This window comes from Rhizobium sp. Leaf311, from assembly GCF_001423445.1.
In the GTDB taxonomy this organism is placed as follows: domain Bacteria; phylum Pseudomonadota; class Alphaproteobacteria; order Rhizobiales; family Rhizobiaceae; genus Agrobacterium.
The window spans coordinates 1-15,032 of record NZ_LMNZ01000002.1 but is presented as its reverse complement, the minus strand read 5'-3'; the positions used below and the strand labels follow the sequence as shown (position 1 = coordinate 15,032).

16 protein-coding genes are annotated in these 15,032 nt (G+C 55.0%); 7 read left to right on the top strand and 9 right to left on the bottom strand.

All coding sequences use genetic code 11. The features are described 5' to 3' along the window. Positions 1–751, top strand: a 751-nt coding sequence (locus tag ASF69_RS04195) for a HEPN domain-containing protein (protein WP_244475389.1), incomplete at its 5' end; no start/stop codon positions are given. Between the two features lie 35 nt (positions 752–786). On the opposite strand, the gene ASF69_RS04190 is transcribed toward ASF69_RS04195, so the two are convergent. After that, positions 787–1,938 (bottom strand): NAD(P)/FAD-dependent oxidoreductase, encoded by a 1,152-nt coding sequence (locus ASF69_RS04190; RefSeq protein WP_062585711.1) that lies wholly within the window; start codon positions 1,936–1,938, stop codon positions 787–789. 102 nt (positions 1,939–2,040) lie between these two features. Between ASF69_RS04190 and ASF69_RS04185 the strand changes: the two genes are divergently transcribed. After that, a complete protein-coding gene (locus tag ASF69_RS04185) occupies positions 2,041–2,625 on the top strand; it encodes a TetR family transcriptional regulator (RefSeq protein WP_062585708.1) in 585 nt (194 codons plus the stop codon). A gap of 337 nt (positions 2,626–2,962) precedes the next feature. Here the strand turns inward: ASF69_RS04185 and ASF69_RS04180 are convergent, their stop codons facing one another. From ASF69_RS04180 to ASF69_RS04160, 4 genes are all read right to left on the bottom strand, one after another. After that, complete coding sequence (locus ASF69_RS04180) at positions 2,963–3,946, bottom strand: YiiG family protein (protein ID WP_062586239.1); 984 nt, start codon at positions 3,944–3,946, stop codon at positions 2,963–2,965. Positions 3,947–4,696: 750 nt separating this feature from the next. Then, entirely contained in the window at positions 4,697–4,951 is a 255-nt protein-coding gene (locus tag ASF69_RS04170) for a hypothetical protein (protein ID WP_062585704.1), read from the bottom strand. Between the two features lie 104 nt (positions 4,952–5,055). Beyond that, positions 5,056–5,844 (bottom strand): DUF429 domain-containing protein, encoded by a 789-nt coding sequence (locus ASF69_RS04165; RefSeq protein ID WP_200939032.1) that lies wholly within the window; start codon positions 5,842–5,844, stop codon positions 5,056–5,058. A gap of 20 nt (positions 5,845–5,864) precedes the next feature. Then, the gene (locus ASF69_RS04160) at positions 5,865–6,254 is read right to left on the bottom strand and encodes a response regulator (protein ID WP_082469625.1); all 390 of its coding nucleotides are present in this window, start codon (positions 6,252–6,254) and stop codon (positions 5,865–5,867) included. 171 nt (positions 6,255–6,425) lie between these two features. On the opposite strand from ASF69_RS04160, the gene ASF69_RS04155 reads away from it, so the two are divergent. Both ASF69_RS04155 and ASF69_RS04150 read left to right on the top strand, forming a co-directional pair. Beyond that, a complete protein-coding gene (locus tag ASF69_RS04155; protein WP_113224977.1) occupies positions 6,426–6,668 on the top strand; it encodes a hypothetical protein in 243 nt (80 codons plus the stop codon). 453 nt (positions 6,669–7,121) lie between these two features. Next, on the top strand, positions 7,122–7,862 hold the full coding sequence (locus ASF69_RS04150; RefSeq protein WP_062585700.1) for a phosphoglycerate mutase family protein: 741 nt from the start codon (positions 7,122–7,124) through the stop codon (positions 7,860–7,862). Between the two features lie 181 nt (positions 7,863–8,043). Here the strand turns inward: ASF69_RS04150 and ASF69_RS04145 are convergent, their stop codons facing one another. The 4 genes from ASF69_RS04145 to ASF69_RS04130 form a co-directional block, all read right to left on the bottom strand. Next, a complete protein-coding gene (locus ASF69_RS04145) occupies positions 8,044–8,319 on the bottom strand; it encodes a helix-turn-helix transcriptional regulator (protein WP_062585698.1) in 276 nt (91 codons plus the stop codon). A 13-nt stretch (positions 8,320–8,332) separates the two neighbouring features. Next, complete coding sequence (locus tag ASF69_RS04140) at positions 8,333–9,661, bottom strand: HipA domain-containing protein (protein WP_062585695.1); 1,329 nt, start codon at positions 9,659–9,661, stop codon at positions 8,333–8,335. Positions 9,662–9,770: 109 nt separating this feature from the next. Then, positions 9,771–11,018 (bottom strand): MFS transporter, encoded by a 1,248-nt coding sequence (locus ASF69_RS04135; RefSeq protein WP_062585693.1) that lies wholly within the window; start codon positions 11,016–11,018, stop codon positions 9,771–9,773. A 269-nt stretch (positions 11,019–11,287) separates the two neighbouring features. Continuing rightward, positions 11,288–12,190 (bottom strand): LysR family transcriptional regulator, encoded by a 903-nt coding sequence (locus ASF69_RS04130; RefSeq protein WP_082469624.1) that lies wholly within the window; start codon positions 12,188–12,190, stop codon positions 11,288–11,290. Between the two features lie 149 nt (positions 12,191–12,339). Here ASF69_RS04130 and ASF69_RS04125 point away from each other — a divergent pair, with 149 nt between their 5' ends. From ASF69_RS04125 to ASF69_RS23500, 3 genes are all read left to right on the top strand, one after another. Next, positions 12,340–13,425, top strand: coding sequence for a hypothetical protein (locus ASF69_RS04125; RefSeq protein ID WP_062585690.1), 1,086 nt, complete (start codon positions 12,340–12,342; stop codon positions 13,423–13,425). A 365-nt stretch (positions 13,426–13,790) separates the two neighbouring features. Continuing rightward, on the top strand, positions 13,791–14,042 hold the full coding sequence (locus ASF69_RS04120) for a hypothetical protein (RefSeq protein ID WP_062586235.1): 252 nt from the start codon (positions 13,791–13,793) through the stop codon (positions 14,040–14,042). Between the two features lie 178 nt (positions 14,043–14,220). Beyond that, complete coding sequence (locus ASF69_RS23500; RefSeq protein WP_244475388.1) at positions 14,221–14,403, top strand: hypothetical protein; 183 nt, start codon at positions 14,221–14,223, stop codon at positions 14,401–14,403. Positions 14,404–15,032 lie beyond the last annotated feature (629 nt).

The window sequence follows — 15,032 nt, the reverse complement described above, 5'->3', positions numbered from 1 at the left end:
CTTTGTCGACGAGCCGCATACGATGAAGGGCTATCGCTCGGATTTCGATTTGCTGGTGATCGTCAACAATCGCAAGCTCACGGATCACGCCACCTATTGGTACAAGGCCGCCGACCGGATTATTCGCGACAGCTTTATCGAAACGCCGACGCAGTTCATCGTCCACTCCCTGCGCGAGGTGAACACGGAGCTCAAGAAAGGCCACTACTTCTTCTCGGATATCCGCAAGGAAGGCATCGTTCTCTACGAGCTTGATGACGAGCCGTTGGCTGAGCCGAAGCTGTTGACAGCAGAGGAACGGTTGAGTGTGGCGCGCGAGCATTTTTTGGAACGCATAAGCAACGCTGATGGCTTCTTGGACACGGCAAGATATGTCAGCAGCAAAGGACGTTTGAAAGAGGCCGCATTCCTTATCCATCAAACGTTGGAGCAAGCCTATTCCAGTGTTTTGCTGACGCTCACCAACTACGGGCCTGCCTCGCACAACATCAAATTCCTGCGCTCTCTTGCCGAGGAGCAGGATCGGCGCCTGGTGGAAGCGTTTCCACGCGATCACCACCGGCAGAGAGCCTGGTTTAACACGATCAACGAAGCCTATGTTAAAGCTCGATATTCAAAACATTTCGAGATTAGCGAAGAGGCGCTGGTTTGGCTTGGTGAGCGCACTGCGCATCTGCTGGAATTGGTGAAGGTCGTCTGCGACGAGCATATCCAGAAGCTGGACGAGGACGTCTCGCGGGGAAAGACATAACACCAGATTTCGATCAGGATGCTGGCTTATGCGTTCTAGTAGTCGAGGCCCGCGATCCGCCGGGCGATTGCATTTCGTGCCGATGGTATGCGGCGGATCGTGTTCACGATCCCGTTTCGGACCGTACAGGCGGCGGGCGATCGAAGCGTAGCAAGTCTTGTCATGCGATCGGTAAGCCGGACAACAGAACGTGCAACCTTCTGTCGAGCATCAGCCCAGGCCAAAAGCGGGGTGCGATCTCCGTTCATCGCATGGAGGAGTGGGTCGGCAAGCGAAACGGCATCCTGAATGCCGGTATTCATGCCTTGGCCGCCAGCAGGACTATGAACATGCGCGGCGTCGCCGCACAGGATGATGTTGCCGGAAATGACGTTGGCTGCCAACCTGTGATGAACATGGAAACGTGAGCTCCAGATGACATTGTTGATGCGGCCAGGCTCACTGGATGTACCGCGTTCATCAAGCAGTCTCTGAATGAACGACATGTCGGGTTGTTCTGGTGGTTTGCTGGCGGTCGCAACAATTCGATAACGGCCATGCGGCAGAGGCGCCACCACCATCAGTCCTCGCGGGGCAAAGAAAAGATCGACCTCGGAGCGGGCGAGCGGCCAGTCCATGTCGACATCAGCAAGAACAAACTCTTGCCGATACGTGCCACCGACGAATGGTATCTCGGCTTCCTCTCTGACTTTGCTATGAAGTCCATCGCATCCGACCACCCATGAAGCATGCATGTCGATGTTTCCGGCCGCACTCTTCAAATGCGCGACAAGCCGATCCCCTTGTTGGGCGACAATGTCGAGTTCGGTCGCCCACTGTACCTCAACGCCGACCTCTTGCAGACGAGCGCGCAGAATGGCTTCGGTTTGCTCCTGTGGCAGCATAAGCGTGAATGGATAGCGTCCTGGCAGTTCACCAAAGTCTATGTCGAGTAGCAGCCGGTCACGATCGCGAACGCGAAACTTCGGCACGATGATGCCCTCCTCAAGCAATTTTGCCGTGACGCCAAGTTGTTCGAGGACCTGCAGGGTCCGCGCGTGGATAACGGCGGCGCGCGATGTATTTGCGCCATGAGGTTGCCGGTCGATGACGATTACACGAGCGCCTCGCTGCCTTAGGGCAATCGCCAGAGACAGGCCGGTTGGCCCAGCGCCGATGATCAGGATTGGAGACATATCGGCTGACATACGGCTACACCTCGCTCGAAAATGTAAACAGATGTTTGCATGGAAAGTCTAGGATGTAAACATGTGTTTGCATAAAGTGATCGCTGATGGCAGGGTAGGCTCATGAATCAGTCGAGCAACAAACCCAAAACCCTCAGGTCCCAACCCACGAGAGATCGCATTCTGGCAACAGCACGCGAATGCTTTTCTCAGTTCGGTTTCGAGAAAACGACGATACGCACCGTTGCGTCCGGCGCTGGCGTGGCACCTGCAATGGTCATTCGCTACTATGGCAACAAAGAGGGCCTGTTTGCAGCGGCTGCCAGGATCGACCTGCAATTGCCCGGCTTAGGTGGTGTCGCGTTCGAGGGGATGGGGGAGTTGCTGGTCAAGCATTTTCTCGATCGGTGGGAAGGTGCGCTCAGCGACGGGCAGTTGCAAGCGCTCCTGCGTGCAGCGATCAGCCACACGGGCGCACGGGAAGAGTTAAGCCAGATTTTCGAAAAGCAGTTATGCGCTGCAATTGATCGGTCCGGCGTCGATCAGCCGAGTGCGAGAGCAGCACTCGTTGCATCACAGATGCTTGGTCTGGCGCTTGGGCGATATATATTGGAGCTTAAGCCACTTGCTACGATGTCGCCGGACACGATCACCTCGCTCTTTGCGCCGACGATTCAGCACTATCTTTCGTTTGAGATTCCCGGGTAGCCCCTCCAACGCGAAGCATGGCGGTGAAAAGAACTGTTGTAGAGGAGGGACTTCTGCAAGGCACACGCGGCTGCGCGGGCTGAGCCAATATCACAGACCACCGCAGCGCATGACCGCAGGCCCCGCTTATCGGTAGATCTGGAGCAACTGGGAATGATCCCTGGCGAGCCCGCTCGGATATCGAGGCGGTCGAAGTATTCTGGGATCAGGCTCTCATCTCAATTTACAAGATCATGACCTTGTCTGCATCCGACGCCGCAACAACATGGAATGCAGACTTAGGGAAATCAGCCATCAGATCAGCAAGTCATCCGCGACACTATCGATTGCCTCGGGCTTAGCACTGGTTCATGTTCAGTCGGCTGATCATATTGTTGTAGTCTTGCAGCAGCGAGTTGGCATCCTGCTGCTCCCGCGATTGCATCATCTGGAACTGGGAGCGTTGCTGCTTATCCTTTTCGTAGGAGCCGTCCTCTGTCCTGCTGATGATCTGCCTTCCGGACGAGAGATAGGCGTTGGCTTTCGACATGATGGCCGAGCAACCCTCGTTGCTTTGCTGTCTGATTTTATTGTCATAACCGGTTGCCATAGTATTGAGCTGGTCAAGCGACGCCTTCAAGGCTTCTTTTTTGTCGCCAAGCCCTGTTCCGCTCAAGAAGCCGGAGGCGAGATCCATGCTGTCCTTGATGTGATAGACCATTCCAATCCGGAAATAGGCGAGCGTGTCTTTTTCCGTGTTGTCGAAGGCGGATTTGATGCGGGCGCGGTCCTTCGCCTCTATGGCATTGTTGTAGCTTGCCTGGGCGGTGGCCAGTTCTTCCATAGCGGCGATATAACCGGGCTGTGTATCGCGGCCATGCGCGCCCTTGTCGCTCAGATAGGTTTTGGCCTCGATGTAGTTGGCCATGTTGCGGTCAAGCGGGACTGCGTTTGCCAATGCATCTGAATAGGCTTTTGCTGGCCCGTCGAGTTCGGGCATATCGGGCTTCATCGCGCGTGCCTTGTCCAGGTTTTCCTTAATCCGGCTCATTGGCGATGAAGACGGGAAGAGAAGGTTGTCCTCCTTCTTCTTGCCGTCAAGCACGGGCTTTACGGCGGTTTGGTAAGTTGCCAGATCCTCAGCGTAAGAGCGTTGAACCGAATTGGCGACCTCCACATAAGCATTGTACTTTTGGATCTCTGCTTGCTCGCTTGCCGTTTGCTCTTCGTTGGTCTGGCCTGATTGGATCGACGTGCTGTCATCGCAGGCCGAGAGCAGGATCAGGGATGCGGCAAGGGCTAGCGAGCGGATCAGGGGTTTGGAAAGTCGATGTGATGTCATTTCGGTCCTCATTTGCATTCTGAGGAGATCGTTAGTTTCGGCGCTCGCTCGTAGTCGATGTGCCGCCTAGCTTTAGGATCCCGCTCACGTCGAAGCGCCTGTTCGGTATCTTGGGATGAAGGCGCAGAGACTGGTCGCTTTTGAACCGATCGCTTTTTCAAGACAAGCATAATGAATTTTTTCGCTCTTTTCGCGGACGGGGGACGTCTTGCTGATGAAGAAGACGTGACGGGTGGGGATTAGCTGGAGGACCCAGATTGCCGGGCCATTTGGCCGTTGCGTCCGGCTTAAGGTTTTCTGTGACGCTGACGCGAGCGTCGGAGATGACTTTGTAGCGGAGTTGGATCACCGGGTTGAAACTAACGGTTCTGGTTCACAGCCTCCGATCCTCTCGGTCAAACATTCAAATATCTCGCCGTTTTATCGCCAGAAATGAGCGGGGCTTCCATCGAATGAAAGTAAAGGTGAATTCCGGCCGGCTTGGTCTTTGGGTCTTGCCGATAGTTGGCACGTTCGCGACGTGTGGCACCGGCTTTGCCGCCGATGGAAAGTCACCCGGTCCCTCAGAGGCTTTGTTCCTGATTCAGATCATTGTTCCTGTATTCGTTGGCAGATTGCCCGGCGAGGCTGTTTGACGCCGCTACGTTCGATGTAGAAACGTCTCTGTCTACTATCACCGATTGATCCTGGACGAATTGTCAGTTCGTTACAGCACGCGCTCCAGGCGACGGCATGATTGGATCGCGAAACTCACCCAGAGGCTTCAATCGGGTTCCCAAACAGATCAACTGGTGAAGGCTCAGGCGAACTCTTCTGCGCGGACAGGCGGCCGGCAAATGAACGCGGGCTATCTGCTCGTCCAGCCCACAGCGCGAACTCGACCTTTTCTCCTGCCTTTATGTCGCGGTCTGCGATGAAATACCCGCGGTGGTCAGGAGCGGTGTCGTGTCCGGCTTTTTCATTTTCGAACAGGCAAACCTCTCCCGGCCTCGGCTTGTAAGCCATTTGAGCGTCCTCTTTTTGAATTTGGTCTGTAGATTAATGGTCGGGCGTCTTTGTCGTGATGATATGGGATTTGGCACCGTTGGCGCCAAGAGAGATCGGTACGTCTATTTTGCAGCTATTGGCACCCAAATGGCCGAAGTATCGTCGCCATACGCTGTAGCGGTCCCGCCCAGAACACATGTGCCGACCCAGGCGCATACGACTGCATCCAAGCAATCCTCGAAGGCTTTCAATTCATAGCCTCGCGAGGACGGGTTTGGTAAAGGCAGAGCGGATGCCACGCCCTCGATGTGATGGTCCAGCAATCTGACGATGTCGGTCCAGACACTTAAGAGCTTGTGCCGACGATCTATAAGGCTGTCCTCTGGCCAGTATTTACGAAATTTCGCATGCTTGTAAGGAAGCCTTCGGTTTGCCTTTGCCAGTTCGATCAGAGCCGGATGCGGATAGACTTCGATGAGAGCAGGAAAAGACGCTCCGGATGTCAGGAGGGGATAGCCTGCTCGTGCAAAACCCAAGGTCAGGTCGTCACTGAGCTTTCCGGGCCGGCTTTGGCTTGGCGTATGCGTACCGGCATGCCTCGATCCATAGAATGAAGAAATCGCGTTATCGGAAACGCGTCGTCCAGTAATGGGGTCAGTCGACAAAGGCATGTCGATTGCAACGACACTGACTGGCGACGCGGTGAGGTCGGCCGTCTTCGAAAGGAGAGCATTCGGGTCGGGCTTCGAACCGCGATGTCTACCCACTTCCAAATCCTCATCAGCAAGAAACGCCTGGTAAGACGCTGCGACCCGAACAAGTCGCCAATCAACGCCGTCATGTTTTACCAGAGCTACGCCACTTGGCTCAGTAAACGTCCATGCTGCATCAATGCCGAGAACTGCTGTCATAGAGCGTCGTTATTCCACGTTCACACTGCTTGCGCCATCTCAAGCGTCTCGTTTGCCACACGTTGAGCTTTATCCAATAAGCCTAGCAGCTGATCCAAGCTGTATGGCTTTGGCATGAAGACCCACTCTGGCGCGACGTCGGCGGTTACATCGCGACCCGACACGACAATGACCTGCGTTCGTGCAGACACGCCTGACACCATACCGGCGAGATCGATGCCGGTGAGGTGACCTCCCATGTCGACGTCAGTGACTAATGCGTCAAAAGACGGATTGCGTCCGACTGCCGCGACAGCTTCAAGAACGTTCGCGGCCTCGACGACAGCGTACCCGTCGTCCTGGAGTGCCTCAACCAATATCAACCTGATCAGAAGATCGTCTTCTACGACGAGCACGGTACGCGGGGACATGTGTGGCTCCAATAGCTATCGGTTACTCAACTTGTCCACGCCCGTTTCGATCATCCCTGTTAAACAGTATTTGCGAACATATTTAATTAAATCTGAATGACCGGGCATGCACTTGAAAGCTTATGGGTCTGCCATAACATGAACGTAGCAAGAACATTCATAGGAGCCGTCATGACGACGTCTGGTGAAAAGCAGCTTTCTAAGACCGCAATCCGCACCTTGTCGGCGATAAATCAGTATCGCTACCAGCGGCGTTCCGGTCGTGTTTGGCTGGTTGGCGACAACCGTATATCGGCCTCAACGGTTACCAATCTTGAGCGAGAAGCTTACGTAAGAGAGGTCACCTCGAACGGGGTTCCTCGCCTTGTTCTTACCGATCAAGGCAAACGCGTTGTTGGCGGTGGGGCTGAGTAAAGGTGCAGGTGCTTTAACACCAAATGAGCACTCTGCTCCCGCCGCGGTCGTCGCGCTGTCAGGGAGCCTTTGAGGACTTGTGTGCTTGTTGCCTGCCGCAGTGCGGTCTACCGGACGACCAAAGCATAATCTAAGAGAGTGCTCGCTTTAAAAGATACGCAAATGTCTCAATACTAACTCCAAATATACGTTTGGAGATCATCTATTGGTGAAGTCGGAAACCCTGGTGAGAATTGACAGTCTATTGAAGGCGGCGCCAGGAATTCCGTGATGGGCCACCAAGTTTAGATCCGGTGGGCGGTCATAGCAATTTGCCTGACCTTATGCCGTTTTGCAGTCTCGCTGTTTATAGGTCATATGATAATGGAGGGTCGTGAAGGCCACCAATACGTCGATCTGTCGACACAGGTTCATGGGAGAGGTGGCATCCAAACCCTTGCAGCGGGATAGCTTATGCGCATCTTTCTTGTTCGTCACGGCGAATCTCTGGGTAATCTGGACGAGCGGGCTTACAGTCAGTTTGGCGACCACAATGTCCCGTTGACGCAGTGGGGATATCGCCAAGCCAGTGAAGCTGGATCTGTGATCGCAGCCTATCTTGCAGGACTGACCGAACCGGGGTCAAAACCGCTGCGCATATGGTATTCACCGTTCTTGCGCACGCGTCAAAGCAAGGACGCTTTACTTGCGGCCTTGCCTGGCGAGCGCATCGACAAGGTCCGGGAGGACTATCTCCTGCGGGAACAAGATTTCGGCCTCTTCACGGAAATCTATGACCATGCTGAGCGCAAGCAGAAGTTTCCCGACGAGTTTGAGAAATGGGCGAGGCTACGCAGCAACAGCGGCAAGTTCTATGCCCGACCGCCCGATGGCGAAAGCCGTGCAGATGTGGCGCAGCGGATGCGGCTTTTTCTGCAGACCATTATGCACGAGGCGCGCCACGGCCACGACAATGTGGTGATTGTCGGCCACGGTGTCACCAATCGTGCCTTCGAGATGAGTTTCCTTCAGCACCCGGTTGACTGGTTTGAACGCTCCGTCAATCCCGATAATTCCGACGTCACACTCATCGAGGGGACTCGCGAAACCGGATACACCTCAAGGCTACTACACCAGTCGAGTGATCGTCAGCCTGGCCAAAACGATCTGCAAGATGTGTATGGTGCGCAAGTAACGCTTAGGTCAGGACCTTAGTCGCAAAAGAGCCTCGTTGACCGCTTCAGCTCGCAGATCTTCATATTCGAGACGTGGCGCTGTGAGCGTGACCGCAATCCCCAGCGGTCGTGCGAACGCGCAGGGATCGTTGAGAGATTGTGGGTCTGCTGTCAAAGCCTGCCTTGTCAAGCTTTGGACTTAGATTACTGGAGAAGACGGTTTAAACCCGGGGTACGAAACCGACGCTGAAGCCAAACAGCCGCCCGACTTTCTCAAGGGTTTCAAGCGTCGGATTTGCTGCACCACTTTCAATCTCGGCGACCTGGCGTCTGGTCATCGACAACATCGTCGCAAACTCTCCTTGGGTCAGCCCGAGGCCCTTACGAATTTCCGCAACGGCAGCAGGCAGGCGTAACGTGCCTGAACGTGCCCGTTCAGCAAGATCACGGCGGTTTTGAAGTACTTCTTCTTTGGTTGGCTTTTTCCACCGCGGCATGACGCGTCCTTGCTCAGTCTTTTGATAGGGAATCCTGAACGCTCTGCGCGATTTCCGCGTAGCGGCTCATAGCACGTTCAACAATATCAGGCGGCGCGCCCATGTCCTTCGCAATACGGGGTACTCGTTGGAGACGTTCTGCGAAGTCGTAAAGCGCGCCGGCGACGGACTGTCGATCGTCGTTGTTTGGAAAAAGAAGAGCGCAGATTTCTTTCCAGTCAGGAAGATGATCTCGGCCAGCATCTCGCATCAATGCCCATCGAGTTGAGCGGATAATACCTTCTCTTGCCAGTTTCATTGGCGCGAAATCAAAAAGTGGAGATAGCCTAACCGTGCCGTCTTCACATTTGGTCAGAGCGGAATTCCGGCCGTGGTTATCCGGATTGCCGAGTGCCAGGTTGGCTATGTCACGCTTGAGGTATTCAATCGTGTCCGCAACAGGATCTGTGCAATATTGTCTGAGGCTGTCGATATAGGCCTCGTGCGTCCCGATATATCCGAACTCGGCCACGCCGATCGTGGACACAAGGCTTTCCTGGCCCCGTCTCACTACATTTCCAGTCCTGCTACGCGCTCTGTCAAATCGGGGGATAATTAGTACACCCTCGGCATAGATGGATGGTTCGGCGACATTCAGCCCGATGTTTTGAGCGATCTGCGAATATAGGGCTTCGCCTTCGAGAATGATCCGATCGGCTGGATCGTTGCTACGCACAAGCTTGACAATAACGTGGCGCACGGCTTCCTCGTCGGTCACGAAGCTGTCGGGGTAATACAGACCGTCAGCCGCCTGAGTCATCGAGACTTTCGGCCATTCGCCTTGCAGGCCGCTTGAGCCCGACGCGAGCATGGCGAAGCGGTCTGCAACCTCCATGAACCGCTCTGAGCGATCAAGTATTTCGGCTTCGGTGACGCCTTGGCGCTGCACTGCTTTTAGCCGAGCCAATTCCATGTCGACCGCTTCTTTGAGCCGGACATTGCCAATCCCGCCTGTGGCTGACCGGAGGAGTAGCGGAAGGTCAGAACCGCGAGCACCCTCGTTCAGTCCGAGGTGTTCTGCCAGCTTCCTTCGCGCATGCCCTTGGGGCATCAGATCAAGAAGGAATGGTGGCCATGTCGCACTGTATCGATTTTGAAGATCGACTGGATGTTTCACAGAAAGGGCGCGATAATCGCGCGCTGCGTTTCCGGCCGCGTAGTCCGCCGATGCGTGTGTGATAAAGTAGTCGAGATCGTAGTCAACGATAGACGCGCTGTGATATCCAGCGGTGTCGTCGCGGAGTTCCAGCGTGGCGGCTTCATGCCACGTCCCATCAAAATGAATTTGAATGGTGAAACGCATCTATTGATCCCTTTGATGGGATCATAAGCCCAATAACTCCTTCAATCAACCCTGTCTAATGGGTCTATTAATCGAACTTATAGGTCTCCAAATTAAGTTAACACGCCGGTCATCCCAATTGAGTTTTTTTGGGCGGCTCGAGACTATCGACCTTCCGAAGCTTGGGAAAACGCGCCGCCCAGATGGCTGCGATCATAAGGGTGCCGATTCCTCCGATGACGACGGAGTGCACCGCGCCGAAAACGGATGCCATGCTGCCCGCGCGGAATTCGCCAAGTTCGTTGGAAGCCCCGACGAAGACCATGTTGACGGCGTTGACACGGCCACGCACCTCATCCGGTGTCCACAGCGCGATCAGCGTTTCACGAACATAGACCGACACCATGTCCGCTGCGCCCATCACCACCAGCGCAGCAATTGACACCGATGGCGTAGTTGAGAGCCCGAAGACCATCGTCGCGGCACCGAAGAGGGCGACGCCTGCAAACATCATCACGCCGGCGTGGTGGCGGATCGGACGAAAGGCCAGAAAGATCGCGACGACGATCGCGCCAATGCCCGGTGCCGCGCGCAAGAGGCCAAGCCCCCACGGGCCAAGCGTCAGCACCTCCTTGGCGAAGATCGGCATTAGCGCGACCGCGCCACCCAGAAGTACGGCGAAAAGATCGAGAGAGATCGCGCCCAGCACCACCTTTTCATGAGAGATGAACCGGAAGCCTGCCAGCATGCTTTCCAGCGTCACCGCGCGTGGTGGTGTCCGCTGCTCAGGCTTCCTGATCATGAATGCAAGGATAGCCGAGAGCGCAAACAGCGTGAGTGCGACCGAATAGGATACAACCGGGCTTGCGCCATAGAGCAGGCCACCGGCAACCGGCCCGAGAATGGACGCCAGTTGCCATGACGATGAATTCCAAGCAATCGCATTGGGCAGGTCGCTTTCCGGCACCAGATTCGGCGCAAGCGACTGTACAGCCGGACCCATGAATGCCCGCTCTATGCCGAACAGGATGAGAATGAGAAAGACGAGCGACGGCGTAAAGGCATGCGCCAGGGTCAGTCCCAGCAGCGCTGCCGCGCAGGCACAGGCAACGAGTAGGCAAAGTGACATGATCATGCGGCGATTATAACGGTCTGCGACCGTTCCGGTCACTAGAATGAGAAGCAGCGATGGCAGGAACTGAAAAAGCCCGATCAGGCCCAGATAGAACGCGTTGCCCGTGACCTCGTACATCTGCCAGCCGACCGATACGCTGACGATCTGCACTGCAAAGGCGGATAGGAAGCGCGCGGAGAAAAATTGCCGGTAGGCAGGATGGCGAAATGCGCCGAAGCGGCTTTCACCGGCTAATAAGGACATTGTGGTGATCTCTTACAGAGTGGGTGGTGTCTTGGGTGGTGACCGTGATGTCATATACTACGAGATGACAATGCGCTTTAGCGGCTGAAGATCCTCGCAAGCAAGGAGAAACCGTTTTTCGCGTTTCGGCGACAGGCTTCTCTTGATCTCTATTGCCCAAGGCTTTTGGCCTGGAGGGGTGAGTAGAAGATCGATCTCGGGGCCGGCCGCCGCCGCTGTTGGCGCAACGCTACAACGGCAGCAGTGACCTCAAGAACGGTCAATCGCGGCTAATTGTGACGGCGCAGCTTTGCGCTCTCATCCGTATGGCCTTCGACTCTAGCGGAGACGGTTCGCATGGTGTCGCGTATTCGTTCGCACAGTAGTCGTACGCGCAGAGTTTGCCTTGTGTCACTATGAGTCAGTAGCCAAACATCCCCTGTTTGGACGACCGGACTGCCCGCTACGCGGGACAGCGACAAATCCGCGTCGCCGACAAAACAGGGCAGTGATGTAATGCCCATACCCGCGCGGGTAGCTTGAAGCCTCGAGCGCATCTCGGAGAAGAGGACAGGAGTTGCGGCCATTTCAATCTCGTCTGGTACCCAGTCACTGGGAGCGACTTCGCCAGGTCCAAGCAACCAAGCCAGAGACGACGAAAAGCCGTCATGTCTGTTGGAGCTTTCGTAAAACGCCGTGTGGAAACCGCAGAGCTTGCTTCCATACAGGCTTTCCGGCGGCGACCCTTTTCCAAGAACGACGCGCAGAGCCACATCCGCTTCCCGGTTGCTCAGGTTGGCAACCGTGCCGGTTCCGATGATTTCGAGCGCAATGTCCGGATAAGTGGACCTGAACTCCGTCAGGGTCTCCATCAAAAGATCGGTCGCAAATGAGACTGGGAGGGTGAGGCGCAGCGGACCAGATACGCTCTGGTCGCGAGCGAAAATCCTTCCCTCGATCTTTGTGGATGCCTCCGACATCTGCACGGCAAGATCCACAATGTCGGCACCCGCTGACGTCAGCCTGTATCCGGAAGGCATCTTTTCGAAGAGTTTGGTCTTAAGCCGCTGCTCCAGACGGGCAACGCCCCGAAGCACCGTTGCGTGGTTGAGGTTTAGCTGCTCAGCCGCCGCACGCACCGTGCCGCCTTTTGCTACAGCAAGGAACATTCGCAACTCATCCCAATGATCCATGGTGCGTTTCTTCACATCCCTTGTGTCTAATCTCCTAGTTTATCCTCAGGATACAGCTGTTGTACACCAATAAGGTAAGAGAGACATGTGAATTCGCACCACTCAGCTAAATTCGCCAGTTATTAAATGATCGCTCCACATGAAGGATTATGATGCATATTCTTGCCAAAACGCAGGCGACCGTTCTTGCCATTCTGCTCGGTACAGCCGGTGCCTCGGCTCAATCCCTCTCCGATATCAAGCCCTCTCCCGAGCCGCTTGTGTTTCAGAGCCAGGGTAGTTTCTTCGTCGGTGGGCGGACTGTCAGAACCGAGAGCGCTGGCTGGGGCGACCTTAAAGACATCTTCGGAGAGAGTTTCGAAGCAGGCGATGTTGTCGTTGATCAGATGTACGTCCAGTTCCAGACCCCGTTGAAGCCGACGCACCCTCCGATCGTTTTCATGCACGGCGGGCTCCTCTCTTCAAAGCAGTGGGAGACGACGCCGGATGGTCGCATGGGCTGGTTCGAGTATTTCACGCGGCAGGGATTTCCCACCTATCTTGCCGAACAGACGGGCCGTGCACGTTCGGGCTTCAACGGTACGATTTTCAACCAGGTGAAAAACAAAAGTCTGCCACCTGAGGCGCAGCCGAAGGTTTTTCTTGGCACGTCGAGCATGGCCTGGAAGGTGTTCAGGTTCGGTCCTGAACTTGGCAAGGCCTGGCCGGACATCCAGTTCCCTGTGGAGGCTATCAATGAATTCTCCAAGCAGGTGATCCCTGACATGATCGAGACACAGGTGCCGAGCCTGCTGGGCGAGTTGATTGAGCCTGAAACGAAGAACCCGACGGTCGCCAACGTTGCTGATTTGGCTGCGGATCTTGGGGGTGCAATCCTGGTAGGCCACTCGCAGTCGGCGGGATTTCCGACTCAGGCAGTCCTGAAGGGTAAAGGTGGTATCAAGGGGCTTATTCAGCTTGAAACCGGCTGCTTCTCCAACCTGACTGACGAGCAGGTCAAGGCGCTGGCCGAGGTGCCCATTCTCGTGGTGATCGGCGATTATATGGGCAGCAACCCAGCCTCGGCCTGCGAAAAGGAAATGGAGCAGATCAAGGTAGCCGGTGGTGATATTACCTTCCTCTCGTTGCCCGATGTCGGGATTAAGGGCAGCACGCACATGTTCATGCAGGGCCAGGAGAATATCAGGGTCGCGGACGTCCTGATCGACTGGATCGACGATCACGTTGCTCAATAGCGACAGGGCCTATGTCTTGGGGATGTGCTCAATTACGCTGAGGCTTCGATCTTGTTCAAGCAATTTGCCATGGTAAGATCTTACCATGGGCCTGATTGCTCTCGGATGGCGTCAAAGCCTGCCATATCTTCGCCGGGGTAAAGTTGTACCGATGTGCGCTGCGATCTTGTCGGCCTTAACCGGTCCTTTGATGCGTGTCAGGGTAAGCGCTTGCCACCGTGAAAGATCGTTTCACGCCGCTTCGAGAAATGGGCAACCCATCTGATCCTTTCCACGGTCTCGGCAAAGACCTCAAGATCTTGTCGAATGGCTCGGCTGGCTATGCAAGGTCGGACACAGTGTTAAGGAGCAGAAGGGGTGGTCTGATGCCATCCGGTAGCATTCACGTAAAGGTCAGTGGGGCTTTGCAAGACCATATACAGCGGCAAATCGGCGACGAGGGGCTGTATGAGAACGCAAGCGAATACATCCGTGCTCTGATTCGACGAGACCTTCACACGCGAGACGAAGCGTGGGAGGCTCTGCAGAAGGAACTGGCTCCCGCCATGCGCGCGGATGATAGCGAGTTTGTGGCGGTGACCGCCGATGATGTAATCCGCCGCAACAAACGCAGCTGATCATGCCCGCGTACCGTTTTTATGCCCCTGCCGACGTAGCGCAGGATAAAATTTGGCGTGACACCGTGGAGCAATGGGGCGAAGCGCAAGCCGAGTCCTACCTCAGAGGGCTGCACGCGCACTTGCATGGTCTTTGCGAAATCATCTTCTCTGGCGGCGTCTTCCGCAAAGGCTTGCTGTGCCATCCGATATAGAGCGTGAGGCCTACTTTAGCCGTTACGAGCGTCATTATCTGTTTTTCCGGACGCTGGATAACGGCGATCTCGGCGTGATGAGTATTCTGCACGAGAAAATGGGTATGGCGGTTCGTTTGAGAGAAGATCTCTCCGCCCTCGATGCTAAAGGCACCGATTCCGACTGACCCGGGCAGCGTAAGCCTCGGCAGCAACGGGGTTAGGCAGGCTGTAGGCGTAACGCCGGTTGCCCTCACGATCAAGTTTCAGGTCACGGTCGCTCAGAACGCGATTGAACTGCCTCTTGCGATCCTGGGAACGCAATATCGGTCGGCTTGGGGTCACTGCGCGAAACCAGCGGCTCGAAGGGATGCTGGCGCCCGTTGTGCTCTTGCAGTCTGTCAAAGCTGCGTTTGCCCCATACTTCCATCAGCAAAACGCTCCTCGCTCTGTGCATCCTTCTCGATGGTCATATCACGGGATTGCAGGCGATAGCCTGTTCTGACCGAAAGTGGATTAGGTATATTATACCTAATTATACTAAATCAATACATATTATTTATATTTTATGCTGTATTTACAGAATGATTTACCCATATACGGTTTGCTCCGCGATTTGGGAGTCATGCCGGTTAGCCGGTGGTAGGGATTGGCGCAGACTTATTGATAAAAAAATATAAATTAGTGCAAGACTATCCTTGGAAAGGGATTGAGGCGCGGATTTGTTTGGAGTGCATTTGTTTGCGAGGGCCGATAATTCCGGCTGTACTAAATAGATGATTTTATAGGTTTTTTGATTGTGCGAAATTAAATGGCA

Bases quoted from the DNA above. Each gene is read 5' to 3' on its own strand.
- ASF69_RS04190 (WP_062585711.1), bottom strand. From the start codon at position 1,938: ATGTCAGCCGATATGTCTCCAATCCTGATCATCGGCGCTGGGCCAACC.
- ASF69_RS04120 (WP_062586235.1), top strand. From the start codon at position 13,791: ATGCCATCCGGTAGCATTCACGTAAAGGTCAGTGGGGCTTTGCAAGAC.
- ASF69_RS04135 (WP_062585693.1), bottom strand. From the start codon at position 11,018: ATGTCCTTATTAGCCGGTGAAAGCCGCTTCGGCGCATTTCGCCATCCT.
- ASF69_RS04150 (WP_062585700.1), top strand. From the start codon at position 7,122: ATGCGCATCTTTCTTGTTCGTCACGGCGAATCTCTGGGTAATCTGGAC.
- ASF69_RS04125 (WP_062585690.1), top strand. From the start codon at position 12,340: ATGATGCATATTCTTGCCAAAACGCAGGCGACCGTTCTTGCCATTCTG.
- ASF69_RS04130 (WP_082469624.1), bottom strand. From the start codon at position 12,190: ATGGATCATTGGGATGAGTTGCGAATGTTCCTTGCTGTAGCAAAAGGC.
- ASF69_RS04170 (WP_062585704.1), bottom strand. From the start codon at position 4,951: ATGGCTTACAAGCCGAGGCCGGGAGAGGTTTGCCTGTTCGAAAATGAA.
- ASF69_RS04180 (WP_062586239.1), bottom strand. From the start codon at position 3,946: ATGACATCACATCGACTTTCCAAACCCCTGATCCGCTCGCTAGCCCTT.
- ASF69_RS04160 (WP_082469625.1), bottom strand. From the start codon at position 6,254: ATGTCCCCGCGTACCGTGCTCGTCGTAGAAGACGATCTTCTGATCAGG.
- ASF69_RS04140 (WP_062585695.1), bottom strand. From the start codon at position 9,661: ATGCGTTTCACCATTCAAATTCATTTTGATGGGACGTGGCATGAAGCC.
- ASF69_RS04155 (WP_113224977.1), top strand. From the start codon at position 6,426: ATGACGACGTCTGGTGAAAAGCAGCTTTCTAAGACCGCAATCCGCACC.
- ASF69_RS04145 (WP_062585698.1), bottom strand. From the start codon at position 8,319: ATGCCGCGGTGGAAAAAGCCAACCAAAGAAGAAGTACTTCAAAACCGC.
- ASF69_RS04185 (WP_062585708.1), top strand. From the start codon at position 2,041: ATGAATCAGTCGAGCAACAAACCCAAAACCCTCAGGTCCCAACCCACG.
- ASF69_RS04165 (WP_200939032.1), bottom strand. From the start codon at position 5,844: ATGACAGCAGTTCTCGGCATTGATGCAGCATGGACGTTTACTGAGCCA.